This window comes from Actinocrinis puniceicyclus (genome assembly GCF_018283645.1).
GTDB classification, from domain to species: domain Bacteria; phylum Actinomycetota; class Actinomycetes; order Streptomycetales; family Catenulisporaceae; genus Actinocrinis; species Actinocrinis puniceicyclus.
This window is the reverse complement of sequence record NZ_JAGSXH010000026.1, coordinates 34,586-60,369: the sequence shown is the minus strand read 5'-3', so window position 1 is coordinate 60,369 and position 25,784 is coordinate 34,586. Positions and strand designations below refer to the sequence as shown.

The 25,784-nt window shown below is 71.2% G+C and carries 18 protein-coding genes; 11 read left to right on the top strand and 7 right to left on the bottom strand.

The genetic code is table 11. The annotated features are described in order from the left end of the window. A partial coding sequence (locus KGA66_RS32045; protein ID WP_211467138.1) for a DUF899 family protein occupies nucleotides 1-169 on the bottom strand: 169 nt, incomplete at its 3' end. Between the two features lie 589 nt (nucleotides 170-758). Next, on the bottom strand, nucleotides 759-1,781 hold the full coding sequence (locus KGA66_RS10270) for a sigma-70 family RNA polymerase sigma factor (RefSeq protein WP_211467130.1): 1,023 nt from the start codon (nucleotides 1,779-1,781) through the stop codon (nucleotides 759-761). A 139-nt stretch (nucleotides 1,782-1,920) separates the two neighbouring features. Here KGA66_RS10270 and KGA66_RS10265 point away from each other — a divergent pair, with 139 nt between their 5' ends. The 5 genes from KGA66_RS10265 (at nucleotide 1,921) to KGA66_RS10245 (ending at nucleotide 7,696) form a co-directional block, all read left to right on the top strand. Next, nucleotides 1,921-2,352, top strand: a complete 432-nt coding sequence (locus tag KGA66_RS10265) for a protein-tyrosine phosphatase family protein (protein WP_211467128.1) — start codon at nucleotides 1,921-1,923, stop codon at nucleotides 2,350-2,352. Nucleotides 2,353-2,478: 126 nt separating this feature from the next. After that, nucleotides 2,479-3,852, top strand: a complete 1,374-nt coding sequence (locus tag KGA66_RS10260) for a sigma-54-dependent transcriptional regulator family protein (protein ID WP_211467126.1) — start codon at nucleotides 2,479-2,481, stop codon at nucleotides 3,850-3,852. Between the two features lie 63 nt (nucleotides 3,853-3,915). After that, nucleotides 3,916-5,439 carry an acetaldehyde dehydrogenase ExaC gene (exaC, locus tag KGA66_RS10255; RefSeq protein ID WP_211467124.1) on the top strand — a complete coding sequence of 508 codons (1,524 nt, stop codon included), beginning with the start codon at nucleotides 3,916-3,918 and terminating at the stop codon, nucleotides 5,437-5,439. Between the two features lie 24 nt (nucleotides 5,440-5,463). Further along, complete coding sequence (locus KGA66_RS10250) at nucleotides 5,464-5,871, top strand: DUF779 domain-containing protein (protein WP_211467122.1); 408 nt, start codon at nucleotides 5,464-5,466, stop codon at nucleotides 5,869-5,871. A gap of 166 nt (nucleotides 5,872-6,037) precedes the next feature. After that, nucleotides 6,038-7,696, top strand: coding sequence for a serine/threonine-protein kinase (locus KGA66_RS10245; protein ID WP_211467120.1), 1,659 nt, complete (start codon nucleotides 6,038-6,040; stop codon nucleotides 7,694-7,696). 23 nt (nucleotides 7,697-7,719) lie between these two features. On the opposite strand, the gene KGA66_RS10240 is transcribed toward KGA66_RS10245, so the two are convergent. Continuing rightward, a complete protein-coding gene (locus tag KGA66_RS10240) occupies nucleotides 7,720-9,225 on the bottom strand; it encodes a glycoside hydrolase family 16 protein (RefSeq protein WP_211467118.1) in 1,506 nt (501 codons plus the stop codon). A gap of 231 nt (nucleotides 9,226-9,456) precedes the next feature. Then, nucleotides 9,457-10,743 carry a serine/threonine-protein kinase gene (locus KGA66_RS10235; protein WP_211467116.1) on the bottom strand — a complete coding sequence of 429 codons (1,287 nt, stop codon included), beginning with the start codon at nucleotides 10,741-10,743 and terminating at the stop codon, nucleotides 9,457-9,459. 332 nt (nucleotides 10,744-11,075) lie between these two features. Between KGA66_RS10235 and KGA66_RS10230 the strand changes: the two genes are divergently transcribed. Both KGA66_RS10230 and KGA66_RS10225 read left to right on the top strand, forming a co-directional pair. Further along, nucleotides 11,076-12,260 carry a cellulose binding domain-containing protein gene (locus tag KGA66_RS10230; protein ID WP_211467114.1) on the top strand — a complete coding sequence of 395 codons (1,185 nt, stop codon included), beginning with the start codon at nucleotides 11,076-11,078 and terminating at the stop codon, nucleotides 12,258-12,260. A 257-nt stretch (nucleotides 12,261-12,517) separates the two neighbouring features. Beyond that, nucleotides 12,518-13,876, top strand: coding sequence for a glycoside hydrolase family 6 protein (locus KGA66_RS10225; protein WP_211467112.1), 1,359 nt, complete (start codon nucleotides 12,518-12,520; stop codon nucleotides 13,874-13,876). Nucleotides 13,877-14,124: 248 nt separating this feature from the next. Here KGA66_RS10225 and KGA66_RS10220 read toward each other — a convergent pair whose 3' ends face one another. The 3 genes from KGA66_RS10220 to KGA66_RS10210 form a co-directional block, all read right to left on the bottom strand. Beyond that, the gene (locus KGA66_RS10220; RefSeq protein WP_211467110.1) at nucleotides 14,125-14,292 is read right to left on the bottom strand and encodes a hypothetical protein; all 168 of its coding nucleotides are present in this window, start codon (nucleotides 14,290-14,292) and stop codon (nucleotides 14,125-14,127) included. Between the two features lie 213 nt (nucleotides 14,293-14,505). Next, nucleotides 14,506-15,363 (bottom strand): hypothetical protein, encoded by an 858-nt coding sequence (locus KGA66_RS10215; protein WP_211467108.1) that lies wholly within the window; start codon nucleotides 15,361-15,363, stop codon nucleotides 14,506-14,508. A gap of 243 nt (nucleotides 15,364-15,606) precedes the next feature. Continuing rightward, nucleotides 15,607-18,702 (bottom strand): glycoside hydrolase family 9 protein, encoded by a 3,096-nt coding sequence (locus KGA66_RS10210; protein WP_211467106.1) that lies wholly within the window; start codon nucleotides 18,700-18,702, stop codon nucleotides 15,607-15,609. Between the two features lie 282 nt (nucleotides 18,703-18,984). Between KGA66_RS10210 and KGA66_RS10205 the strand changes: the two genes are divergently transcribed. Genes KGA66_RS10205 through treZ form a run of 4 tightly spaced genes read left to right on the top strand, consistent with a single transcriptional unit; the run spans nucleotide 18,985 to nucleotide 25,776 of the window. Next, a complete protein-coding gene (locus KGA66_RS10205; RefSeq protein ID WP_211467104.1) occupies nucleotides 18,985-19,317 on the top strand; it encodes an STAS domain-containing protein in 333 nt (110 codons plus the stop codon). Nucleotides 19,318-19,365: 48 nt separating this feature from the next. Further along, nucleotides 19,366-21,495, top strand: coding sequence for a glycogen debranching protein GlgX (gene glgX, locus KGA66_RS10200; RefSeq protein WP_211467102.1), 2,130 nt, complete (start codon nucleotides 19,366-19,368; stop codon nucleotides 21,493-21,495). Continuing rightward, nucleotides 21,485-23,992, top strand: coding sequence for a malto-oligosyltrehalose synthase (gene treY, locus KGA66_RS10195; RefSeq protein ID WP_211467100.1), 2,508 nt, complete (start codon nucleotides 21,485-21,487; stop codon nucleotides 23,990-23,992). Before glgX ends, treY begins: the two co-directional genes overlap by 11 nt. Further along, nucleotides 23,989-25,776 (top strand): malto-oligosyltrehalose trehalohydrolase, encoded by a 1,788-nt coding sequence (gene treZ / locus KGA66_RS10190; RefSeq protein ID WP_211467098.1) that lies wholly within the window; start codon nucleotides 23,989-23,991, stop codon nucleotides 25,774-25,776. Before treY ends, treZ begins: the two co-directional genes overlap by 4 nt. Nucleotides 25,777-25,784: the final 8 nt, after the last annotated feature.

Sequence of the window (25,784 nt, the reverse complement as noted above, 5' to 3'; positions counted from 1 at the left end):
TATAAGAGACAGCCTCGAAGACGTACGGCTTGTCGATGCGGACCATCGGCAACCGGCGGCGGTCGGCGTTGAGCGCGTCGCGCGCCCGAGTCAGCTCCTTCTCCCGCAGCAGCAGCTGCCTGCGGGCCTCGACCCACTGCTCACGCGAGACAACCTGTGGAAGGCCCATCTGCGATCCCCTGCTTTCCGTGCGACCGATTCGCACTCACCGGCTTGGACGAGGCAGCACGGCGAAACTCATCGCTCGCCCCGCACGAGCTGCACGAGCTGCACGAGCTGCACGAGCTGCACGAGCCGCACGCAAGACGGCGACTGCGGACCAGCCCAATGACGACGGGGTTCGCGGGTGCCATCAAGGGCCACCTGACGTCGCGCGGGATCAGTGTGGAGCGCATCCGAGTCGACCGCTGTCTGCGCGAAGCCCTGGCCACCGGCGCCGACGTTGGAGCTGGGGCCGGATGGAGCGCCCACGTCGCCGTCCCTGGCGCTCATCGAGCGCGCCGCCCGCGCGGGCCGCCCGATGGCGATGGCGAACTACGGGCTCGCGCTGCAGCGGGGCATGCGCGCGCAAGCCGCCGGCTTGCGCGCCCGAGCCCGCGCCATCCGCGCCCAGTCGAACTAGTGCCTCGGCCGACTGTCAGCGCACCCCGACGGACCGCACTCCATCCAACCTCTCGACGCCCCGCTGCCGTGATCGTCAGTCAGCGAACCCAGCCCCGAGAACCTCGACAAGACCGAAACTCGAGTGCCCGTCCGCGCTACGGGACGGCCGGCAACCCGAACAGTGGAAAGAGCAGTTCGGGCATGAGGTAACTGTGGATCTCCGCGATCCGGTCGCCCTCGGCGCGCACGACGTGCAGTGCGAACGGCTGGTGCCCGCCGCGGCCGTCGGCACGGTACTGCCCGAACGCCGCCGCTGCGTTCGCGGCGCCCGCGGGCAGCATTCGCGAGCCGCGGCACTCCGCGCCCGGTCCGAGCATCCAGCGGCCGATCTCCGCCGCGCCGCGCAACCACAACGGGTAAGGCGGCATCGCCTGCACGGCGTCCTCGTGCAGCAACGCGGTCAGCCGCTGCACGTCGTAACGCTCGAAGGCGTCCATGTACTCGGCGAGCAACTCGCCGTGCGACCCATCGTCTGCCGCGCTCCGGCTCGCTTCCGGTTCCCGCGCCGCGAGCGTGGCCCTGGCGCGCTGCAACGCGCTGTTGACCGACGCGACGCTGCCGCCGAGCAGCTGTGCGACCTCCGCCGCGGACCAGTCCAGCACCTCACGCAGCAGGAGCACGGCGCGCTGGCGTGGCGGCAGGTGTTGCAGCGCGGCGAGGAAGGCGAGGCGCACGGTGTCGCGCTGCGCGATGAGCTGGGCCGGATCGGCGTGATCGGACAGCACGCGCGCGTCCGGGGCAGGCAGCACCCACGTGCTTTCGCCCAGCTGCGGACCCATGTCCGTCACCTGCGCGGTCGTGGTCGACGGCACCAGACCCATGGGCAGCGCGCGCCGCTTGCTCCCGCGCAGCATGTCGATGCACACGTTGGTGGCGACCCGGTGCAGCCAGGTGCGCACGGACGAGCGGCCCTCGAATCCGTCCCTCGCCTTCCACGCGCGGATCATGGTCTCCTGCACCGCGTCTTCCGCCTCGGCGAACGAGCCCAGCATGCGGTAGCAGTACCCGGTCAGCTCGCGGCGGTGCAGTTCGAGCTGCTCCGGTTCGAGCTGCTCCGGTTCGAACGCGCCGCGGTCGGAAGCCGCAGGACCGGCGGACGCAACGGTACTTTTCGACATATGGCCGAGCTTAGGCAGGACCACCGACAAGCGCGCGACTCTCCCCGGCGACGGCTTCGGCCTCTTGACGGTGTCGGCCGGTGTCGGCACCTTGCAACGCGCCGACGCAATGCGGTCCCGCGCGCAATAGGCTCCATGGGTGATCGCCGCGTGGGCACCCGCCGCACCAGGCATGCTGACCTTGCCGTCAGGGCGGATGGTGCGCGGTCGTGGCCTGCGCCGACCGCTGCCGGAAGGTCCGCAGCCGACATTCGGGCTGTACCTGCTCGGCCGTGAACCGCCGGCCGTCGCGTGGGAGGCGCGGTGGCTGCGCTGGCCCGACTTCTGGCTGCCGCGCGACCCGCAGCGGGCGAGCGCGGCGCTGCGCGAAGCCTGGGAACGGGCTGCCGTGGCGGGCGAACGCGTCGAGATCGCCTGCGGCGGCGGCGTCGGCCGCACCGGCACGGCGCTGTCCTGCCTGGCCGTTCTCGACGGTCTCGCGCCGCGCGACGCTGTCGCGTACGTACGCGGGCACTACGCGAGGCGCGCCGTCGAGACGCCCTGGCAGCGCCGTTTCGTCGAGCGGTTCTGACAAGAGTGCACCGAGTGGGCACCGCCGCTCGAGCTGACCAGAACACTCGTGATTGCGGCAAGCATGCCACTGCGTTGCTGAACGCCCCGGGATAGGTGACGATGACGGGGACGTGGAGGTGTGCTCGTGGGCAACCCCTGGCTGGCTCTGGAGATCGGTGCCGACCCGCGGCGGCGGGCCGGCCAACTGCGCCGGGCGCACGAGGCGTTCGTCACCGGCGGGCCGATCCCGGGGCCGGTGCGGCCGGTGGTCGCCGACTCCTGGCGCCGCTCGGCCGGGGCGCTCGTTTCGCCCGACGTACTCGCGCCGGTCGATCTGGCCGACGCGGAACTGGAGGAGTATCGCCGCGCCCACCCGCTGGCCGCGGTGATGCCGGTGCTGCGCGACCTGCTGGGAGCAGTTGCCGACGACGGCGAACACGTGCTCGCCGTGTGCGACGCCGAGGGCCGGCTGCTGTGGGTCGAGGGCCACTGCGGGGTGCTGCGCAAGGCCGAGACGATGAACTTCGTACCCGGCGCGAGCTGGGACGAGGCACACGCGGGCACGAACGCCCCCGGCGTGGCCACCGCCGTCGACCACGCGGTTCAGATCTTCGCGGCCGAACACTACAGCAGCCTGGTGCAGCGGTGGACCTGCGCGGCCGCCCCGATCCACGACCCGCGCACGGGGATCCTGCTCGGCGCGGTCGACATCACCGGCGGCGACCACCTGGCCAGCCCGCAGAGCCTGGCGCTGGTGCGGGCCACGGCGCGCGCGGCGGAAGCGCACCTGGCCGGGCTGCTGCCGCCGCAGTCCGCGCGGGCGAACCCCGGCGCAGGCCGCACCGAGGGCAGGCGAGCCTTCCTGCGCGCCTTGGGCCGTGACGAGGCGCTGCTCGACGCCGGACGGTGCTCGCTTCGGCTCGGACGACGACACAGCGAGATCGTCGTGCTGCTGGCCGGGCGGGGCGACCTGTCGGCTCGCGAGGGCCTGACGGGCGACCGGCTCAGCCTTGAGCTCTACGGAGAACGCACAGTCAACCCGGTTACGCTGCGCGCCGAACTTTCGCGGCTGCGGCATCTGCTGGGTCCGGAACTGCTGGACTCGCGGCCTTACCGCCTGCGGATGCCCGTCGAGGCCGACTACCTCGACGTGGCGCGAGCGCTCGACCGCGCAGCGGTGGCCGAGGCGGTGCGTGCCTATCGCGGTCCGCTGCTGCCGGAGTCCGACGCTCCCGGGGTTGCCCGGCTGCGGGACCGGCTGGAGGCGCAGTTACGCGCCGCGTTGCTGGCGCAGCGGGAAGCTGGACCGCTGGACGCCTGGACCAGGACGCCTTGGGGCGAGGACGACCTACAGGCGTGGGAGGCGCTGCTTGCCGCGCTGCCCGACTCCTCGCCTCGCCGGGCGCTGGCAGCCGTGCGCGTGGCCGAACTGCGCCACGAGTACGGTCTACCGGCGCCGGGTGTGCCCGTACGGCAGGACCCGCCGCGTGCAACGTGGTTGCAACGTCGCCGGTTCTAGCGTGCCGTTACCGTGTCCGCCCACGAAGGAGTGGGCGGCGAAGCCTGTGCGGAAGGCAGTGCGATGACCCGGTACGTCTCCCCGGGGCAACCCGGAGCGAAAATGAACTACCAGCCCCGCTACGACCACTGGATCGGCGGCGAGTTCGTCAAGCCGCACGGCGGGCAGTACTTCGAGAACCCGAGCCCGGTGACCGGCCGGACCTTCACCGAGGTCGCCCGCGGCACCGCCGAGGACGTGGAGCGCGCGCTGGACGCCGCGCACGGCGCCGCGCCCGCGTGGGGCCGCACGTCCGTGGCGCAGCGCGCGGAGGTCCTCAACAAGGTCGCCGACCGGATGCAGCAGCACCTGGAGCAGTTGGCCGTCGCGGAGAGCTGGGAGAACGGCAAGCCGATCCGCGAGACGCTGGCCGCGGACCTGCCGCTGGCGATCGACCACTTCCGCTACTTCGCCGGGGCGATCCGGGCGCAGGAGGGCGGGCTGGCGCAACTCGACGAGGACACGGTCGCCTACCACTTCCACGAGCCGCTCGGCGTGGTCGGGCAGATCATCCCGTGGAACTTCCCGATCCTGATGGCGACGTGGAAGCTGGCCCCGGCACTGGCCGCCGGCAACGCGGTGGTGCTCAAGCCGGCGGAGCAGACCCCGGTCTCGATGCACTATCTCATGAGCCTGATCGCGGACCTGCTGCCGCCGGGCGTGGTCAACATCGTCAACGGTTTCGGCTTCGAGGCGGGGAAACCGCTGGCGTCCAGCCCGCGGGTGGCGAAGGTCGCGTTCACCGGCGAGACCACCACCGGCCGGCTGATCATGCAGTACGCCAGCGAGAACCTCAAGCCGGTGACGCTGGAGCTGGGCGGCAAGAGCCCGAACATCTTCTTCGACGACGTCAGCGTCGCGGACGACGAGTTCTACGACAAGGCCCTTGAGGGCTTCACCATGTTCGCGCTCAACCAGGGCGAGGTGTGCACGTGCCCGTCGCGGGCGCTGATCCAGACCGGACACTACCGGCGCTTCCTGGACGCGGCGATCGCGCGCACCGAGAAGATCGTGCAGGGCCACCCGCTCGACACCGACACGATGATCGGCGCCCAGGCGTCCAACGACCAGTTGGAGAAGATCCTGGCCTACCTGGAGATCGGCCGCCAGGAGGGCGCCAAGGTGCTCACCGGCGGGCAACGGTCCGACATGGAGGGCGAACTGGCCGGCGGCTACTACGTGCAGCCGACGATCTTCGAGGGCTCGAACAACATGCGCGTGTTCCAGGAGGAGATCTTCGGCCCCGTGGTCTCGGTCGCCCCGTTCAGCGACTTCGACGACGCGGTCAAGATCGCCAACGACACCCTGTACGGCCTGGGCGCCGGAGTGTGGACCCGCGACATCAACACCGCTTACCGCGCCGGGCGGGCGATCCAGGCGGGGCGGGTGTGGACGAACTGCTACCACGCCTATCCGGCGCACGCGGCGTTCGGCGGCTACAAGCAGTCCGGGATCGGCCGCGAGAACCACAAGATGATGCTGGACCACTATCAGCAGACGAAGAACCTGCTGGTCAGCTACTCGCCGAAGAAGCTCGGCTTCTTCTAGACCCGGGCGGAGGCGCGAGAGTCCATGGGCGAGCCCGCATACGCGCGGGTGGACGTCACCGAGGCCGCTGCGCGGGTCCTGCGGGACCTGCGCGCGGCCCACGGGCCGCTGATGTTCCACCAGTCAGGGGGCTGCTGCGACGGCAGTTCCCCGATGTGTTTTCCGCTCGGCGAGTTCCGCACCGGCGCCTCGGACGCGCTGCTGGCCGAACTGCGGGTCGAGGGCGTGCCGGAGCCGATCGGCTTCTGGATGTCGGCGGCGCAGTTCGAGCTGTGGCGGCACACGCATCTGACCGTGGACGTGGTGCCGGGGCGCGGCAGCGGCTTCTCGCTCGAAGCGCCGTCCGGAGTACGTTTCCTGACACGCTCGCGGTTGCTGACCGACGAGGAGGACACTGCGCTCAACACGGCCACGGGCCGGATCGTGAGTTGACATCCTCCGCCGCCCCGAGGGGCAGGGACACCGCCCCGGCGACGCGCTCTCTCGCAGGCAACGCACACCGACGTACCACGCCGGTTGCTATAGTCGAGGCCCGGCTCCGCAGCCGCCCCGGTCCGTGAGGTGAGTCGTGCACGCTCCCCCCGGGATGTTCGATCCCATGCGCGATCAGGATCCCGTGCAGGTCGGCGGCTACCGGCTGCGCGCCCGGCTCGGTGCGGGCGGCATGGGAGAGGTCTTCCTCTCCTTCGGCGCGTCCGGGCAGCCCGTCGCCGTCAAGGTTCTGCGTCGCGAGTTCGCCGACGATCGCACCTTCAGATCCCGGTTCGGGCATGAGGTGCGGGCCGCCCGGCAGGTGGCCGGGCCGGGAATCGCGCCACTGCTGGACGCCGACCCGGATGCCGAGACGCCGTGGCTGGCCACCGAGTACGTCGCGGGACCGACGCTCGACGACGCGGTCTCGCTGTACGGGCCGCTGCCCGTGTCCGCTGTCATCGTGCTGATGTCCGCGATCGCCGCGTCTCTCGCGACGATACACGGGGCCGGGATCGTGCACCGGGATCTCAAGCCCGCGAACGTCGTGCTCGGCGCGGACGGACTGCGCGTGATCGACTTCGGTATCGCGCGCGCGGCCGACGCCACGCCGTTGACGCTGACCGGGATGATGGTCGGCTCCCCGCAGTACGTGGCGCCCGAGCAGGTCCTCGGCGAGCCGCCGGCCGCCCCCGGGGACGTCTTCTCCCTCGGCGCGCTCGCACACTACGCGGCGACCGGCCGCGCCGCGTTCGGCGAGGGGCCGAAGTACGGGGTCGTATACCGCATCGTCAACGAGCGGCCCGACCTGGCCGGCTGCCCGCGGCAGATACGCTCCCTGATCGAGTCCTGCCTGGCGAAGAACCCGCACGAGCGGCCCACGATCGCGGAGATCCTGGAAACCTGCACACCCGACGAGCCGCCGCGCGGCGCCGCGGATTGGCTGCCGGAGCCCGTCGTCTTCGCGATCGGGTCGTACCAGGACGCGCTGAAGCGCCTGGTGCCGACCGGCCGTGACGAAGGCGGCCGGGGCACCGACACCGACCGCCGGGGCGGAGGCGATCGCGTATCGCAGAACTCGGCGTCGCGATCGTCGCGATCGCGCGCGGTCGCGGCGCTGGCGCGTCGTCCCACGCCGCGCACGGCCGTGGTCCTGACCGCCGCGCTCGCCGCCGCCGCAGCGACGGCGGGCATGGTCATCACGCTGGCGCCGGGCGGCGCCACGGCCGTCGGCGCCGCCGGATCGTCGTCCACGGCGACGCGGGACCCCGCCGGCCGGCCCGCGGCTGGTCAGGCTACTGACACGCAGGGCGCGCTGCCTCCGGACGGCACTCCCCCGCCGCTCGGCGCGGCACCGGGCGACGGAGCGCCGCCGGACGCACCGGGCGGCCCGCCGCCCCCCGCGCCGACCGCGGTGATCTGGTCGGGGCAGATCCGGTTCACCGCCGCGGGCCTGTGGTTCGACCCCAAGCAGCCCGTCGCGGCGCAGGGGCAGGTGCACGGGGACATCCGGTTGGCCGCGCCCGCGGTGCCGGCGCAGGTCTCCAGCAACGGCCCGCGGGTTCGCAACCTCGCGCTGTGGACCGCGCCCGGCGCACCGGACGGCGTGCAGTGCCGGGATCTCGCGCGAACAAGCGGAACCTGGCAGGTGCACGTCACCGCGGGCGATGTGGTCTGCGTGCTGACGGCCTACCGGCAGGTCGCCGTCGTGCGCATCGAGTCCGTCCCGGCGGACGGCTCCGGCGTCACCGCGGCCGCGACCATCTGGGGTGCCGCGGCGCGGTGACGCGCGCAGCCGCTACCGACCGGTCAGCTGGCCGGGAAGTTGAAGTAGTGCAGGCTGACGTAAGGCGGGTTACCGCCGGCCCCGGACTGGAACTCCAGGTAGACGTTGTGCGTGCCCGTGGTTCTGGCGATGTTCGCCGGGATCGTCCTCCAGGCCGACCAGCCGCCGGTGTTGCCCACCGCGAAGCTGCCGATCGGCGCGTTGCCCGGGTTGTCCAGCACCACGTTCACCAGGCCACTGACTCCGCCCGCGGCCCCGGAGGCGACCCGCGCGTCGAACTGGGTCGATCCGGTGCTGCCGAAGTTCACGCCCTTGTATTCCAGGTACTCGCCGTTGGTCAGCTGCGGGACCTGGTTGCCGTCGACGCCGGACGGATTCGTGTCGCCACTCGCGGCGGTCACCGTCACCGCGCCCTGCGACGCGTTGTAGCAGTCCGCTGAGATGTCCGAGGTGGCGGTCGTCGTGCAGGACTTGCCGCCCCCGCCGCCGGTGGACGTCGGGCTCGCCGACGCGGAAGCGGAGGGTGAAGTCGAAGCCGAGGCGGACGGGGAGGATCCGGTGGTCTGGTACACCGCGACGTAGTCCACGCTCATGCCCGCGCCGGATGTGGTCGCCGAGCTGGGCGAGGAGCAGCCGCAGATCGCGTTCGGGTATGCGCCGCCCATCGCGACGTTCAGGATGACGAAGAACCCGTGGTCGACCGCGTTCGCCCAGGTGGTGGCGTCCATCTGGTTCTGGTTCACGGTCAGCTGGAGCGCGCCGTCGGTGTAGAAGCGCAGTTGTTCGGCGCCCGCGGTCCTGCGGTCCACGATGACCGAGTACGTGTGGTAACCCGTCTGGCAGCCGCCGCATGCCAGCAGGCCGCTGCCGATGCCGGTGGTCTCGTTGCACGGGCCGCCGGGGTCGGTGCCGCAGTGCAGCGTGTGCGAAACCTCGCTCAGGGCATTGACGTCCTCCATGACGTCCAGTTCCCCGATGCTCGGCCAGTTGGTCGCGCCGACCGGTCGGGCCGCCGCGCCGAGCGCCCAGAACGCCGGCCAGTAGCCCAGGCCGCTGGCCGGGTTCGGCTGCTCGATGGAGGCGGCGATCTCCATCTCGCCGCCGGCCGGGGCGGCGAAGTCGGTGCGCTGGGTCTCCACCCGGCCGGAAGTCCACGAACCGCCGCTCTTGATCGGCTTGATGACCAGGTGGCCGGCGCCGTCCTGGTAGACGTTCGCGGTGGAGTTCGTCACGGTCTCCACCTCGCCGGTGCCCCAGTTCCCCGCCCCGCCGGGGTAGCCGGTGCCGGTGTCGTAGAGCCAGTTGGAGGTGTTCAGGCCGCTGCCGGCGGCCCCGTTGAAGTCGTCGCTGAAGACGGTGGTCCAGCCGGGGGGCGCGGCGGGGACGGCTGCGGAGGCCGCGCCGGGCAGCGCCAGGACGGCGCCGGTCGCGGCGACCGGAACGAGCGCGGCCGTCAGCGCGAGCGCCAGGCGGCGACGACGCGAGACGCCTGGCCGGCCCGACCGATGGAAGAGTGCGGATCGAAGCATCATTGCTCCTACGCGAGGAAACGTGGGTGAGGACGCAGGTCGCGACCTGACTGCCGTCAGGCCGTGACTTCGTTACCGTAAACGTTTACGGCACGGTCAGCAGGAGTATGCGACGCGCGGCGGCGCGCGTCAACGGGAAGCCTTGGCGGGGAGCGTTCAACAGCGTGCGTCACGACGGGGCCGCGGCGGCACGCGTCGACGGGAAGGCGGTGCTTGCGCGGAGACGACCGATCAGCCGTGGTGCTTCTTCTTGTCGTGCCCCGGGCCGCCGTTGCCCGCAGCCGGACCTGCGCCCTTCCCGTCCGTCACCCCCTGCACCGATGCCGCATGCGCCGCGGGGGTCGTCACGCCGGGCTTCGGGGAGTGCGTCGTCGGCACGACCGCGGAGACGACGTGCGCGGGATTCGAAGACGCGGAGGCGGGCGCAGTGCTCGGCGCACTGGTCGTGTTCTGCCGCGCGGCGCCCGCCGCGGCCTGCGTGTCGAACCCGGTCACCAGCCACGCCGTGCCCCCGGCCGCCGCCATCGTGGCCAGCGATACCGCCGCGACGAGAGCCTTGATCTGCCGGCCGCCGGAACGCTCGCGCAGGGCGAGCGCCGGCCCGGACGCCGCGAGCGTCGTGCGCGCGTGCCTGCCGGCCGGGTAGCCGCTCGACCAGAGCCGTTCCGGATGGTCCAGATCCAGCGCGCGCAGCTGCGCCGCGGCGAACGCGCCCGACGGCGGCCGGTCGGCCGGGTCGCGGGCCAGCAGCCGGAAGCACAGCTCGGCCACGGCCGGCGGTATGTGCGCGGGAAGCGGCTCGACCCGGCCGTCCGCGTGCGCGCACAGCATCGCGATCGGCTCGGTGGCCTCGATCGGCAGCCGCCCGCTGAGCAGCTGGTAGAACACGACCCCGAGCGAGTACAGATCTCCGGCCGGGCTGTCCGGGGCACCCGTGATCCGCTCGGGTGCGAGGTAGGCGATGGTGCCGACGATGTTGCCCGTCATCGTCTCGGTTTCCGCCTCCAGCTGCTCGTACGCGCGGGCGCCGCAACCAGCGGCGGGACGGGTCCTGGCGGCTATGCCGAAATCGACGATCTTCACATCTCGGCCGGACGGCCCGGTGAGCATGATGTTGGACGGCTTCACGTCCCGGTGCACGACCCCCGCCCGGTGCGCCGCGTGCAGCGCCTCCGCGCATTCGGCGACGATCCCGACGGCGTCCGCCAGCGGCAGCGGGCCCTCGCGTTTCACCCGGGCGGACAGGCTTTCACCCTGTACCAGCTCCATGACGATGAACGAGCCCTCGCCGGTCTCGAAGTAGTCGAAAACCCGGGCCAGCCGCCGTTCCGTCAAGCCGCTGATCACCATGGCCTCGCGGTGCAGCCTGCGCTCGGCGGGGCCGCGGGCCGCGCCCGCGAGGTCGGTCAGCTTGATCGCGACCTGTCGGCCGAGCAGCAGGTCGCGGGCTCGCCACACGCAACCCATGCCGCCCTGCCCCAGCCGCTCCTCGAGCACATACCGACCGATCAGGGTCACACCGTCTGTAGCCAACACCGTTTCTCACCAACTCCGGCCCTCGTCACGGCCCTCCTGCTTTGCCGCTCGCGCCGGTTCCATTCGCGCAATCGCACGCCGAATTACGGCGCGCACCGCGGAATTCATGTCAACGGGCGTACAGGGTCCTGATTCGCCGGCGGTTCTCGCGGGGCCGTGCCGCGAGCGTGAAACTGCCACGGCTGCGCGACGTCGGCACACAGCGCCACCTGCCCCGGAACCGGGGATCCGGGCGCGCGCGGCCACCGCGGTTGACAGCGGCCGCGCCGCTTTCGACCCTGCTCGTGACCGTCAGGCCGTCGGGAGGGCGTCACGTGTTCGGCATCAGCGGTTCCCGGTTTCGTCGCGTGCTCTTCGTCCCGCTGCTGGTCGCCGTCGGCGCCGTCCTCGCGGTTCTCGTCCGCTCGGCGCTGCCCGCGCGGCCGGTCGACTCCACGGTCGACATGCGGCCGGCCGCCGCGGGCCCGGCGCGGATCATGCCGCTGGGCGACTCGATCACCGGTTCGCCCGGCTGCTGGCGGGCGCTGCTGTGGAACACGTTGCAGAGCAACGGTTACGCGAACATCGACTTCGTAGGCACGCAGCCGCCGCAAGGCTGCGCCATCCCGTACGACGGCGACAACGAAGGGCACGGCGGCGCGCTGGCCACCAACATCGTCAGCCTCGACGAGCTGCCCGGCTGGCTGTCCGCGACCAGCCCGGACATCGTGTTGATGCACCTGGGCACCAACGACGTGTGGAGCGGCCTGTCGACCCAGACGATCCTGAACGCCTACAGCACGCTCGTGCAGCAGATGCGCGCGGACAACCCGTCGATGGTGGTCCTGGTCGCGCAGATCATCCCGATGAACCCGGGCAGTTGCGCGAGCTGCGCGCAGGGCGTCGTGAACCTCGACGCGGCGATCCCGGCGTGGGCGGCCTCGGTGAGCACCGCGCGGTCCCCGGTCGTCGTGGTGGACCAGTGGTCCGGTTTCGACGACGCGACGGACACCGTGGACGGTGTGCACCCGAACGACTCGGGCAACCAGAAGATCGCGAGCCGCTGGTACCCAGCGCTGATCAAGTACCTGACGCAGACCTCGACGCCTTCGGCATCGGCATCGGCGTCCGCGGCCGCGTCGGCTTCACCCTCGGCATCGCCCGCACAGTCCGCGTCGCCCTCGGCCTCGGCCTCGGCCTCGGCGACGCATGGCGCCCCGGGATGTACGGCCACGTATTCGATCACGAATCAATGGCAGGGCGGATTCCAGGGCGCGGTCACCGTCACCGCGGGTACGAGCCCGATCTCCGGCTGGAGCGTGAGTTTCCGCTTCGCCGACGGCCAGAGCGTCACGCAGAGCTGGAGCGCCGCACTGACCCAGTCCGCAACCGCGGTCACCGCGGACAACCTCAGCTGGGATGGCAGCCTAGCGCCCGGTACGTCAGCGTCCTTCGGTTTCCTCGCCAGCCTGTCGGGCGCCGCCAACACCGTGCCGACCGTCACCTGCACGCCGCGCTGAGCCGCTGATCGCGGGTGTAACTTTCGGTGCGCACGGGGCCGCCGCGCCGAGGCCGACCGGGGAGCGGCTGGTCGCGCGGCGGGTGGCGCGCACGCCGCCGAGACCCGATGATCCACGGTTGACTCGCCGCAGCGGATGCGTAGTTTCAGGCCGCCATCGGTTCGAACGCCGTTCGATGCGCACCCCGCGCGACTGCGCGGTCTCCCGCCGCACAGCCGCGTCCATTCACACAGTCCCGAGAACGCAAGGGAGTCGACTTGTTCCCACGAACTGGCCGCCGCGCGACGCGAGGGCTGGCCGCCCTCACGCTGGGCGCCGCGAGCGTGGCCGCCGCGCCCGCCGCGGCGCTGGCCGCGGACGCCCCCGGCGCCCCCGGCCACAGCCTGGCGTCGAACACGCGGTTCTTCGTCCCGCCGCCCTCCTCCGGCGCGATCGCGCAGATCAAGCAACTGGTTCGCGGCGGGGACGGCCGGGACGCCGCGCTGCTGGCACGGATGGCGGCCACACCGCAGGCCGTGTGGTTCACCGGCGGCACACCCGCACAGGTCCGCCAACAGGCGCACGACACGATCCGGCAGGCCGCGTTCGAACGCGCGGCCCCGGTGATGGTCGCCTACGACATCCCCGGCCGCGACTGCTCGCAGTACTCCGCGGGCGGCGCGCTGGATCAGAGCGCTTACGAGGCGTGGATCGACGCGCTGGCCGCCGGGATCGGCCGCGCGAAGACCGTGGTGATCCTGGAGCCGGACGCACTGGGCAACATGCCGTCCAACTGCGGCCAGACCTCGTCCGCCTACCCCTTCACCGACGCCGAGCGCATCTCCGAGATCGACTATGCGGTGAGCGCGCTGGAGAAGGACCCCGGCGCGGCGGTCTACCTCGACGGCACGCACAGCGGCTGGCAGTCGGTGGGCACCATGACCCAGCGGCTGCTCGCCGGCGACGTGCGGCAGGCGCAGGGGTTCTTCCTCAACGTCTCGAACTACCAGGCCGACCCGCAGCTGATCGACTACGGCACCTGGATCTCCGACTGCATCGCGATGGTCACCGACCCGAACAACTGGGCCTACAACCAGCCGTCCGACTGCGCGAGCCAGTACTACCCGGCCTCTCCCGGCGACTTCAGCACGTGGGGCCTGACCACCCAGTGGTACGCGCAGAACATGGGCGACGCGGTCGCCGACACGCACTTCGTGATCGACACCAGCCGCAACGGTCAGGGTCCGAACAACATGCAGGCGTACGCCGCGGCGCCGTACAACCAGCCGGCGAGCGTGATCTCCAAGCTGGTTTCGGGCAACTGGTGCAATCCCCCGGCGTCGGGGCTCGGACTGCGCCCCACCGCGAAGACCGGCGTACCGCTGCTCGACGCGTATCTGTGGGTGAAGATCCCGGGCCAGTCGGACGGGCAGTGTGACGCCGCGGGAGGGGTGCGGGCCTGGGACTACAGCGCGTACACGCAGCCCGGCTGGCCGGTGGACGCGGCGAGCCGGCAGCTGTTCGACCCGCTGTGGGGCCTGAACGACCCCGCGGCCGGGGCGTGGTTCCCGCAGCAGGCGCTGCAACTGGCGCAGGAGGCCCAGCCGTCGCTGTTCTCGTTCGGGCGCGGTTGGTGAGGCGCGGCCCGATTCGGGCGCGTCCGAATCAGGCAACGTTCTGATTCAGGCAGGGTTCTGATTCAGTCGCGCAGGACCCGAGTACGCGCAGCCGCCCCCGGCGTTGCGCCGGGGGCGGCTGTGTTGCCGTGTGCGCCGCAAGCCGGCGCCTACAAGCCGGTGCGGGTCTGATCAAGGAGCATCGGTGGGTGTATATCGGTGTTCGTCGTTAGGCCGTCGGCAGCGCGCCGGCCGGGGGCCCGGGCCGCTCAGCGGCGGCGCGAGTACCAGCCGGTGCCCACGCCGAGCAGGTGCAGGGCCAGACAGGTCAGGCCGGCCAGCATCAGGCTGGTGGGACTGAACCAGGCGTTGGTCGAAGTCCCACTGCCGTTGATGAAGAAGGCTACGGCGAACAAGACTGCGGCAATGGCTCCCATACGGACATCCCTTCGGTCGTTATCGCAGGTCGCGGATAGCGCCAGGTGCCCGTTTTCCCGATATTCATGCGCCTGCCCGCCACGCCGTCGCGACAGCGGCGGGCCTTTACCGCCCGAATCGAGACTTTCCGGTCGCCCAAGCCGGCCGGACCACCGGCCGGCCCGGCCATACGCACCCTCGTCGAACCCTGCCTGCGGCGCGCCGCCGGGTTTTCAGTACGTCTCGCTCACCGAGACCCGGCTCTCGATCCGGCAACCGGCCGGCAGCGTGGAAGGCGGATTGTTGTCGAAGTCGATCTTGCTGAGCGCGCTGCTGCAGGCGGAGTCGGCAAGGACGAGGGTCAGCGTCACCTCCTGATCGACATCGCCCGTCTCGCCGACCGGGGTGTCCACGAAGGGGATCGTCCCGTTCGCCGTGACGACCGGGCCGCCGTTGTCGAGACCGTAGGTGCCGCCCTGATAATCGAAAAGCCAGCCCGTCTCGTCGGCGGTGAGGCCGCAGGCCGCGATCGTGAGCGCGACGCCGGCATGACCGACGATCTTCGCGCCGTCCGCCGGCGAAGTGATGGTCAATGGCTTGATGCACGGCCCGGTGGAAGCCGAGGCCGATGCCGAGGCGACCGCTGATGTCGAAGTGGCGGTCGGCGCGGTGGAGACGGAGCCGACCGGCGTCTGCGAGGCGGAGGGCGGCCCCGCGTGACCGCCCGAGTTCGACGGCCGCAGGAGGAATCCGATCGTGCCGCCGAGCGCCAGGGCCACCGCCACGACCCCCGCCAACACTCCGATCGAGCCGGTGATCCTGATGTGAACCACTCTGGCCAGCGCCAGCACCCCGGCCACGAGCAGGACCAGCACGGCCATCAGGACCACCGTCATGACGGTCGCCGTCTTCCCGCCGTCCGCGAACGGCCCCACCAGCGCGGCCGCGCCGCCGAACGCGGCCACCACGCCGGTCACCGCGACATAGGCAGTCATCAAGAGCCTGCTGATCGCCATCGGCGGGTGCGTTGCGTCACCGGCGCCGCTCGTCGATCCCGCCGCGGTGGAGGCAGCCTCGTCTCCGTTCGCCACCAATGTCCCCTCCCATGTCGCGCGATTTCTCAACGCGCACACTGAACTGACGATGCGTCAGATCATAAGCGGGATAGACACCGCCACTGACTTAGAGTATCCAGAATGTAACTGATCAACACGGTAGGTAGTCGGAATCGCTCCGCCGACGCGCCGAAGAGGGCGGGCCGGCGCCGCACCGGCGCGCGAGGGCCGCCCCCGGCACGATGCCGGGGACGGCCCATTTCCTGCGCGAGTGGCTTGTTACGGGCAGGCGGCGCCGTTCACGGTGAACGAGGTCGGCGAGGCGTCGCTGTTGGCGTACGTCCCGGTGAAGCCGAAGTTCACCGAGCCTCCCGGGGCGATCGTGGCGTTGTAGGACAGGTTCGTCGCGGTTACCTGCTCACCGCTTTGGGTGTAGCCCGCGTTCCACAGCTGGGTGATCTTCTGATCGCCGGGGAACGTCCACTTGATCGTCCAGCCGTTGATGGCGCTCGTCCCGTTGTTGGCGATCGTGACCGAACCCTGGAAACCACCGGACCAGCTGTTGACCAGGCTGTAGGTCGCCACGCAGCCGCCGGCGCCGGTGCCGCTCGACGAGGGCGAGGGCGAGGACGACGGGGACTGCGACGGCGAGGCGGACGGGCTCGCGCTCGGGCTCGGGCTCGCGGACGGCGAGGCGCTCGGCGACGCGGACGGCGAGGACGAGGCCGACGCGCTCGGCGACGGGCTCACCCCGGACGCCAGCGTGGTGAACGCGGCGGCCTGCAACACCGGGGAGGTCCGACCCGCCGCGTCGAGCGCCGCGACTTCGTACGCGTACTCGGTGCCCGCGGACAGGCCGGTGAGCGCGTACGAGGTCGCGCTCGCCGCCGTGGTCGCGATCAGCTTCGGCGTCGGTGAGAGCTGATACACCTGGTAGCCGGACACCGCGGCGCTACCCGGGGTCGAGGCCGACCAGCTCAGCGTCGCGCCGCCGCCGGTCACCGCGGAGGCCAGCAGCGTGCCCGGCGTCGACGGCGCGGTACTCGCCGAGGCCGCCTGCGAGGTGTAGCCGGAGGTGATGAACTGCGCGACGTTCGAGGCCGCGGAACTCTCGCCCTGCGTGTCGACCGCGGTGACGAAGTACCCGTATGGCGCGGTGCGGTTGGGGTTGAGCCCGGCGACCTTGTACGAGGTCGTCGACGCTCCCACGGTCGCGACCAGCGTGCCGGAGGAGGTGTACACGTCGTATCCGGCCAACGGGTTGCCGCCGGGCGTCGCCGCCGTCCAGCTCAGCGTCGCACCGGTCGGGGTGACGACGCCCGCGGTCAGCGTCCCGGGCGTGCCCGGCCGCGCCACGCTGCCGGGCGCGCTGCCCCACACCAGCGTGTTGCCCGAATAGAGCGTGATGTCGCCCACGGTCACCGGGGTCGCGTTCACCGTGGTCGGGATGCCCTGGAACGACCAGTCCTCGGCCGGGTTGTGCGCCGCCGGGAAGGTGATCCGGAACTGCACCTGCGCCTGGTAGTCGATGTTGGTGTAGTCCGCCTCGCCGTCGGGTTCGAGGTTCAGGTTCGAGCAGGAGATCGTGATGTAGTACGTGCTGCCCGAGTACTGCGTCGGTGCGCTGGGCGCCTGGCACTGGTTGTACGAGGACTGGAGGGTGACCTGCGAGGCCGTCTCGCCCGGGTCGAGGGTGAAGTAGTAGCGGAAACTCGCGTTCGGCATCGCGCGCGCCGGCCAGGCCGACTGGTTGTTGATCAGGGCCTTGATCTCGATGAAGTTCGAGCCCTGATTGTTGATCGCGGCCTGCACGTACTGCTGCGGGCCGTCGGGCAGCTCGGCCTTCGGGAATTTCGACACCGCGGTGCCGCCGTACTGCTCGGTCAGCCGGGCCAGCGCGCCGGAGAACAGCGCGTTGTAGTCCAGTGCTCCTTCAGTGTACTGATACTGTGTCCGGTCGTCCGTGAACGCGTCGTTCGCGCTGGTCGGGCCGCCCACGAGCAGGCCGTAGGCCAGGTGCCGGGTCTGCGCCGGGGTGCTCAGGTTGTTCGACCACGGGTCGTGCGCGGTGGAGTGGTGCGGGTTCTTCGGCCAGGCGGTGTTGGCGCCGCCGTTGGTGAAGCCGACCTCGTAGCTCTCGTGGTTGGGATTGTCGCCGAGAATGTAGTTGATCTGCCCCACCGCGAAGCTGTGATAGGTCGCGGCGCGGGTCGGGTCCAGGGACTTGGCGGTCAGGTAGTCGCTGAATTCGAGCGCTGCGAACGCGGTGTCCGCGGCGTAGCGCAGCGAGCCCCACTGGTCGAGGAATGCCTCACCGCCCGGCGAATAGGCGACCTTCGAGCCGCCGACGCCGGTGGTCCACCAGTCCAGGAAGCGCTCCGCGTCCGCGACGTACTGGGACTGGCCGGTGATCTGCGCCATCAGGATGTAGTCGGCGTAGCTCACGTCGTCCCAGTTGATCGTCCAGCTGTACTCGTGCAGCGTCGACTGGCTGGCCAGCGGCAGGTTCGCGTAGTCGCTCTGCGCGGTGGTCAGCCAACTGGCGGTGCCGGTGGCGCGGTAGAGCCAGATGGCGCCCTGCACCAACTCGTCCCAGTAGCCGCTGTACGAGGTGTAGTAGCTCTGCGCGCCGGTGATGCAGTCGCTGTACTTGCCGCGGTAGCTGTTCGCGAAGTTCCACAGGCTCTGCGCCTGGGCGACCAGTTGCGCGGAGTACTTCGGATCCGCCGTCTTGAACGCGACCGAGGACGCGGCGAGCGCGGAGGCGGCCTGACCCGCCAGGTCCGAGCCCGCGCACGACGAGGTGACCGCGTACGAGGGTCGGGTGTTCGGGTTCGTCTCGGCCGGACCCCAGTACGCGTGGTCGGTGCTCGCGTCGCCGACCTGGCCGTAGAACGTCGTCGGGCCGGTGAACGCGGACAGGATGTAGTCGTCGCCCCAGCGCAGGTTCGCCAGCGCGGACTGGGTCTGGCCGGCCGCGGAATAGCCCTGGGCGTAGTCGACCAGGCCCCAGGCCAGCATCGTCATCGAATACGCCTCGGGCAGGCCGAACTTCACCAGGTCGCCGGCGTCGTGGTAGCCGCCGGTGAGGTTGGCCCCGTGGTCGGCGCCGTCGGACAGGTCCGAGTCCCCGCGCCAGTCCACCGGGTTGTCCGGCGGCAACTGCCCGGAGCGCTGGATGTCGTAGAAGAGCATCGAGTCCTGGAGAGCCTCGGCGTAGTTGTACTCGCCGTTGGTGGACAGCGCGTGCGCCGAGGGCACCAGCGCCAGCGCCGTGGCCGCGGCAGTGGCGCAAGCGCACGCGCCGGCGACCAGCATCCGCAGCGCGGGGGTACGCCGCACGCGGGCGGCCGCGCGCGGTATTCGAACTCGCATGACTCCTCCGGACGTTATCGGCCGCGTCTGCTGCGCGCGGCTGTGACGCCGTGAGAGTACGAACGCGGTTTCGTACGTCAACGGCGGTATGCGCCCGCCGTGCGGCCGGAACGCGGCGGCATGCCTGCTCATCAGCGGGATCGGGCGCCGCGGCGTAGGGGGCCGGGCCGGCGGGGACGGAAAGTTGCACGCCACCGGGACCGTTTCCGTTAGGCCGATCGGGGTAGCCGAGATCACTCACACGGCGCAGTAGCCGTTCGGCAGGACGGAGTAGACGAGCGCATGTCAGGCAGCACGCGGAAGGACACCCTGGTCCTCACCACGACGAACGAACCACCCGGCCTGAGCGTGTCCGGCGTGCTGGACATCCCCGACGTGGACGCGTTCAGCCTGGCCCTGCACGAGGCGGCCACGCGGGTCGAGGGCAATGTGTCGGTGGATCTCAGCGGCCTGCGCGCCGCGTGCGCCGAGGGGCTGCTGGCGATGGTCAACGCGGCCCGGCGGCTGGCGAGCGAGGACCGCCAGCTGATCGCCCGCTCGCTGTCCACCCCGCAACGCCAACTGCTCAAACTCGCCGGCTGGGATCGCGCGCCCGGCCTGGTCGTCGCCGAATAGCCCGGTGCTTCACGACCGTCCGAACGAACGAAAGGGGGGCTCGGGCGCATGACGCAGGTATGGCCCGGGTTCGGTTATCCGCTCGGCGCCGTGTACGACGGCGCCGGCACGAATTTCGCCATCTTCTCCGAGGCTGCCGATCGCGTCGAGTTGTGCCTGTTCGACGACAGCGGCGTGAAAGAGGAACGGGTGCGGCTGCGCGAGGTGGACGCCTTCGTGCACCACGCGTACCTTCCCGGGGTCGGCCCGGGCCAGCTGTACGGCTACCGGGTGCACGGGCCGAACCGGCCGCGGTCCGGGGTGCGCTGCAACCCGCACAAGCTGCTGCTCGATCCGTATGCGCGCGCGATCGACGGTGAGGTGCGGTGGAACGAGTCGCTGTACGGTTACCGCTTCGGGCACCCGGAGTCGCGCAACGACGCCGACTCGGCGCAGTACACGCCGCGGTCGGTCGTGGTGAACCCGTACTTCGACTGGGACGGCGGCATGGGCTACGAGCGGCGCCCGCGCACGCCGTATCACGAGACGGTGATCTACGAGGCGCACGTCAAGGGTCTGACCATGCGCCACCCGGACCTGCCGGAGGAACTGCGCGGCACCTACGCCGGGCTCGGACACCCGGTGATCATCGATCACCTGCTCGCGCTCGGAGTCACCGCCGTGGAACTGATGCCGGTGCACCAGTTCGTGCACGACGAACGGCTGGTGTCGGCCGGACTGCGCAACTACTGGGGCTACAACACCATCGGCTTCTTCGCCCCGCACAACGGCTACGCGGCCACCGGGCGGCGCGGCGAGCAGGTGCAGGAGTTCAAGGCGATGGTGCGCGCGCTGCACCAGGCGGGCATCGAGGTCATCCTCGACGTGGTCTACAACCACACCGCCGAGGGCAACCACCTCGGTCCGACGCTCTCCTTCCGCGGCATCGACAACGCCGCCTACTACCGGCTGGTGGAGAACGACCGGCGCTACTACATGGACACCACCGGCACCGGCAACAGTCTGCTGATGCGGCACCCGCACGTGCTCCAGCTGATCATGGACTCGCTGCGGTACTGGGTCACCGAGATGCACGTGGACGGCTTCCGCTTCGACCTGGCCGCGACCCTGGCCCGGCAGTTCCACGAGGTGGACCGGCTCTCCGTGTTCTTCGACCTGGTGCAGCAGGACCCTGTGGTCTCCCGGGTCAAGCTGATCGCCGAGCCGTGGGACCTGGGCGAGGGCGGCTACCAGGTGGGCGGCTTCCCTCCGCTGTGGACCGAGTGGAACGGGCGCTACCGGGACACCGTGCGCGACTTCTGGCGCGGTGAGCACGCGACGATGGCGGAGTTCGCCTCCCGGCTGACCGGTTCCTCCGACCTGTACCAGGACGACGGGCGCCGCCCGATCGCCTCGATCAACTTCGTCACCGCGCACGACGGCTTCACGCTCAACGACCTGGTCTCCTACAACGACAAGCACAATGAGGCCAACGGCGAGGAGAACCGGGACGGCGAGTCGCACAACCGCTCCTGGAACTGCGGGACCGAGGGCGAGAGCGACGACCTGGACGTGCTGGCGCTGCGGGAACGGCAGAAGCGCAACTTCATCGCCACCCTGCTGCTGTCCCAGGGCGTGCCGATGCTCCTGCACGGCGACGAACTGGGCCGCTCCCAGCGCGGCAACAACAACGCGTACTGCCAGGACGACGAACTGAGCTGGGTGGACTGGGAGGGCGCGCGCGAGCACGAGACGCTGCTGGAGTTCACCCGGCGGGTGGCCAGGCTGCGCGCCGAGCATCCGGTGTTCCGCCGCCGCCGCTTCTTCCAAGGCAAGGTCCTGCCGCACACCGGCAGCCCGCTGCCGGACATCCGCTGGTTTACTCCGGACGGAGCAGTCATGGCCCGGCAGGACTGGGAGGCCGGCTTCGCCAAGTCTCTGACGGTGTTCCTCAACGGGCAGGCCATCGCCGAGCCGGACTCCCGCGGCGAGCAGGTGCGCGACGACTCGTTCCTGCTGCTGTTCAACGCGCATCACGAGCCGCTGGCGTTTACGCTGCCGTCTGTGGACTACGGGGAGCTTTGGGAGAGCGAACTGGACACCGCGATGCCGTTGTTCAGCGACCGCCCGACGCTCAAGCCCTCGGCCACGACCATCGTGGAGGCCCGTTCACTGATCGTGCTGCGCCGTGTCGGCTGAGAATCCGGCAGGCACGTACCGTCTGCAGCTCTCTCCCGCGTTCACGTTCGACGACGCGGTGGCCGTCGTGCCGTACCTGGAGAAGCTCGGGGTGACGCACGCCTATCTCTCGCCGATCCTGCAGGCGGCCCCGGGCTCCACGCACGGCTACGACGTCGTCGACCACGGCAAGATCAACGTCGAGCTCGGCGGCGAGGAGGGGCTGCGGCGGCTGGTCGGCGAACTGCGCCGGCACGGGATGGGCGCCATCGCGGACATCGTGCCCAACCACATGGGCATGCCGGTGCCCGAGTCGGGCAACCGCGCGCTGTGGTCGGTGCTGCGCGACGGCCCCGACTCGCCCTTCGCGGCCTGGTTCGACATCGACTGGTCGGCGCAGGGCGGCGCGGTGCTGCTGCCGGTGCTCGGCCGCCGGATCGGCGAATGCCTGCGCGACGGCGAACTGCGGATCGACCCCGGCGGCGACCCGGCCGTGCCAGAGTGCGCGCCGGTGCTGCGGTACTTCGACCACGTATTCCCGCTGCGTCCGGGCACTGAGAAGCTGCCGCTGCCCGAACTGGTGGCGGCGCAGCATTACCGGCTCGCGCACTGGCGGGTCGCGGTGGAGGAACCGGGATACCGGCGCTTCTTCGACATCAGCACCCTGATCGCGCTGCGGGTGGAGGACCCGGCGGTCTTCGACGCGACCCACCGGCTGCTGCTGGACCTGCTGGAGCACGGCGTGCTCGACGGGCTGCGGATCGACCACGTCGACGGGCTCGCCGACCCGCGCGGCTACCTGCGCCGGCTGAACCTGGCCGCGCCCGGGGCGTGGATCGTCGCGGAGAAGATCCTCGCGCCGGACGAGACGATGCCCGAGGACTGGCCGTGCGCCGGCAGCACCGGGTACGACGCGCTGCGCGCGCTGACGGCCGTGCTCACCGACCCGGCCGGCGCGTCGCGGCTGACGGCGCTGCACGCCGGCCTGACCGGCATGCCCGAGGACTTCTGCACCGTGGTGAGCCAGTCCAAGATGTTCGTGCTCGAACAGGTACTGCACGCCGAGGTCGACCGGCTCACGGACCTGCTCGCCGCGATCTGCCGCACCGATGTCGACCTGCACGACCACACGCACACCGGGCTGCGTGACGCGACCAAGGCCCTGCTCACCGCGCTGCCGGTCTACCGCGCGTACGTGATCCCGGGTGAGCCGCCGCCGGCCGAGTCGGTCAAGCTGCTGGAGGCGGCCACGTCGCAGGCTGCTGTGATGCTGCCCGAGGACCGGTACGACACGCTCGCGGTGGTGCGGGATCTGGCGTTGGGCCGCATCGGGCCGCGCGACCGGTTGCGCGACGAGTTCCAGGTCCGGTTCCAGCAGGTGTCCGGCGCGGTCGCGGCCAAGGGGGTGGAGGACACGGCCACGTACCGGTGGAGCGCGCTGCCGATGGCCGGGGACGTGGGCGGCGACCCCGCCAGCCCCGCGCTCTCCCCCGCCGACTTCCACCTGTTCTGCGCGCTGCGGCACGCGCGCCAACCGGACGCGATGACGACGCTGACCACGCACGACACGAAGCGCTCCGAAGACGTGCGGGCGCGGCTCGCCGTCCTCGCGGAGCTGCCCGACGAGTGGGCCGCGGCGGTGGCCGGCTGGCAGGCCCGCGCGGGCGAGCTGGCGCGGGCCCGTCCGGACACCGACGAACAGTATCCTGACACGGAGTTCAAGTACCTGCTGTGGCAGACCCTGGTGTCGTGCTGGCCGATCGGGCCGGACCGGCTGATGCCGTATCTGACCAAGGCCGTGCGCGAGGCGAAGACGCACACCTCGTGGACGGCGCCGGACGAGGCGTACGAGGCGGCCGCGCTCGGCTTCGCCGGGCTGGTGCTCGGCGACGACGCGCTGTGCGGCGAGATCGAGCGCTTCGCCGCGCGAGTGACGCAGTACGCTGCGACGAACTGCCTCTCCCAGAAGCTGCTTCAGCTCACCATGACCGGCGTCCCCGATGTGTATCAGGGATCAGAAACCGACTTCCAGGCACTGGTCGACCCGGACAACCGGCGGCCGGTCGACTTCCCCGGCCTCGCCGCCGCGCTCGACCGGCTCGACCGGCTCGACGCGCGCGGCGCGCTCACGCCCGACCAGCCGATGTCGTTGCCCGAGGCGAAGCTGCTGGTCGTCAGCCGGGCGCTGCGGCTGCGCCGGGAGCAGCCCGGCTGGTTCGGCGCCCGGGCGAATCAGACCCCGCTGTTCTCCAGCGGGCCGGCCGCCGAGCACGTGCTGGCGTTCCTGCGCGGCGAGCGCGTGGCCGCCGTGGCCACCCGGCTGCCGGCGACGCTGGAGCGCTCCGGCGGCTGGCGCGGCACCACGCTCGCGCTGCCCGCCGGGACCTGGCGGTGCGCGCTGACGGGCCGGGTGTTCGAGATGGGCAGCGCACTCGGCGACGACCTGCCGCTGGAACGGCTCACCGCCGCGCTGCCGGTCGCGCTGCTGGTGAGGCAGGACGGGCAGGACGGGCAGTGACCTTCTTCGAGGTCTGGGCGCCCGAGGCCAAGCAGGTCGAGCTGGTGCTCGGCGAGCGGCGCGTGCCGATGGAGCGCTCGGCGCGCGGCGGCTGGTGGGAGCTGGACGAGCCGTCCGCGGGCGCGGGCACCGACTACGTGTTCTCACTCGACGGCGGCCCGGCGCGGCCGGATCCGCGCTCCAGGCGACAGCCGCACGGCGTGCACGGCCCGAGCCGCGTGGTCGAACCCGGCCGGTTGCCCTGGTCGGACGCGGCCTGGAGTGGCCGGGTCGCGCCCGGCGGCGTGATCTACGAGCTGCACGTCGGCACGTTCACGGCGCAGGGCACCTTCGACGCGGCGATCGCGAAGCTCGATCATCTCGCGCAGCTCGGTGTGGACCTGGTCGAGCTGATGCCGGTGGCCGCGTTCCCCGGGCGGCACGGCTGGGGTTACGACGGCGTCGCGCTGTGGGCGGTACACGAGCCGTACGGAGGTCCCGCCGGGCTGGCGCGCTTCATCGACGCCTGTCACGCCCGCGGCATCGGCGTCCTGCTGGACGTGGTGTACAACCATCTCGGGCCGAGCGGCAACTATCTGGGCGAGTTCGGACCCTACTTCACCGGGAAACACCACACACCCTGGGGCGCCGCGGTCAACCTCGACGACGCGGGCTCGGACGAGGTGCGGGCGTTCGTCGTCGGCAACGCGCTGCACTGGCTGCGCGACTTCCATCTCGACGGCCTGCGTCTCGACGCGGTGCATGCGTTGGCTGATACGCGCGCGGTGCACATCCTCGAAGAACTGGCCGCCGCCGTGGACGCGCTGGCGGCCCAGCTGGGGCGCCCTCTTCTCCTCATCGCCGAGACGGACCTGAACGACCCGCGCATCATCACGCCGCGGCAGCACAACGGCTACGGTGTGCACGCGCAGTGGGATGACGACTTCCACCACGCGTTGCACGCCCTGCTGACCGGGGAACGGCACGGTTACTACGCGGACTTCGGGTCGATCGCGGCGCTGGCCAAGACCCTCACCGGGGCCTACTTCCACGACGGAACCCGGTCCTCGTTCCGGGGACGCAGCCACGGGCGCCCGGTGGACACGGCCCTGCTGGGCGCGGACCGTTTCGTGGTCTTCCTCCAGGACCACGACCAGGTCGGCAACCGGGCCGGCGGCGACCGGATCGCCGCGGCGCTCTCCCCGGGCCTGCTGCGGGTGGGCGCCGCGCTGCTGCTGACCTCGCCGTTCACGCCGATGCTGTTCATGGGCGAGGAGTGGGGCGCCGGCACACCGTGGCAGTACTTCACGGATCATCAGGAGCCTGATCTCGCGGCGGCGGTGCGCGACGGGCGGCGGCGCGAGTTCGCCCGGCACGGATGGGAGGCCGGCTCGGTTCCCGATCCGCAGGACCCGGCGACCTTCGCGCGCTCGAAGCTGGACTGGGCCGAGATCGCCGAGGCGCCGCACCGGGCGCTGCTGGACTGGCACCGGCGGCTGATCGCGCTGCGCCACAGCGAGCCGGATCTGTACGACCCGGGCCTGGCGCGGGTGCGTGTCGCGTTCGACGAAGCAGAGCGCTGGCTCGTTCTGACGCGCGGCCGGATTCGGGTCGCGGTGAACCTGGCGGACGCGGCGCGCAGCGTGCCGCTGGACCGACCGGTCGAATCCGTGCTGCTCGCCTCCGACGAGGGCGCCGGCGCGCAGCAGCCGCACGAAGAGCGGACCGCGGCCGTGCGGTCGTCCGGCGACAGCGTGCGGCTACCCGCGGAGTCGGTCGCCATCGTGCGCGTCACGGCGCAATGACATCATGC

Bases quoted from the DNA above. Each gene is read 5' to 3' on its own strand.
- exaC (WP_211467124.1), top strand. From the start codon at position 3,916: ATGACCCGGTACGTCTCCCCGGGGCAACCCGGAGCGAAAATGAACTAC.
- glgX (WP_211467102.1), top strand. From the start codon at position 19,366: ATGACGCAGGTATGGCCCGGGTTCGGTTATCCGCTCGGCGCCGTGTAC.
- KGA66_RS10245 (WP_211467120.1), top strand. From the start codon at position 6,038: ATGCGCGATCAGGATCCCGTGCAGGTCGGCGGCTACCGGCTGCGCGCC.
- KGA66_RS10210 (WP_211467106.1), bottom strand. From the start codon at position 18,702: ATGCGAGTTCGAATACCGCGCGCGGCCGCCCGCGTGCGGCGTACCCCC.
- KGA66_RS10205 (WP_211467104.1), top strand. From the start codon at position 18,985: ATGTCAGGCAGCACGCGGAAGGACACCCTGGTCCTCACCACGACGAAC.
- KGA66_RS10240 (WP_211467118.1), bottom strand. From the start codon at position 9,225: ATGCTTCGATCCGCACTCTTCCATCGGTCGGGCCGGCCAGGCGTCTCG.
- KGA66_RS10220 (WP_211467110.1), bottom strand. From the start codon at position 14,292: ATGGGAGCCATTGCCGCAGTCTTGTTCGCCGTAGCCTTCTTCATCAAC.
- KGA66_RS10250 (WP_211467122.1), top strand. From the start codon at position 5,464: ATGGGCGAGCCCGCATACGCGCGGGTGGACGTCACCGAGGCCGCTGCG.
- KGA66_RS10270 (WP_211467130.1), bottom strand. From the start codon at position 1,781: ATGTCGAAAAGTACCGTTGCGTCCGCCGGTCCTGCGGCTTCCGACCGC.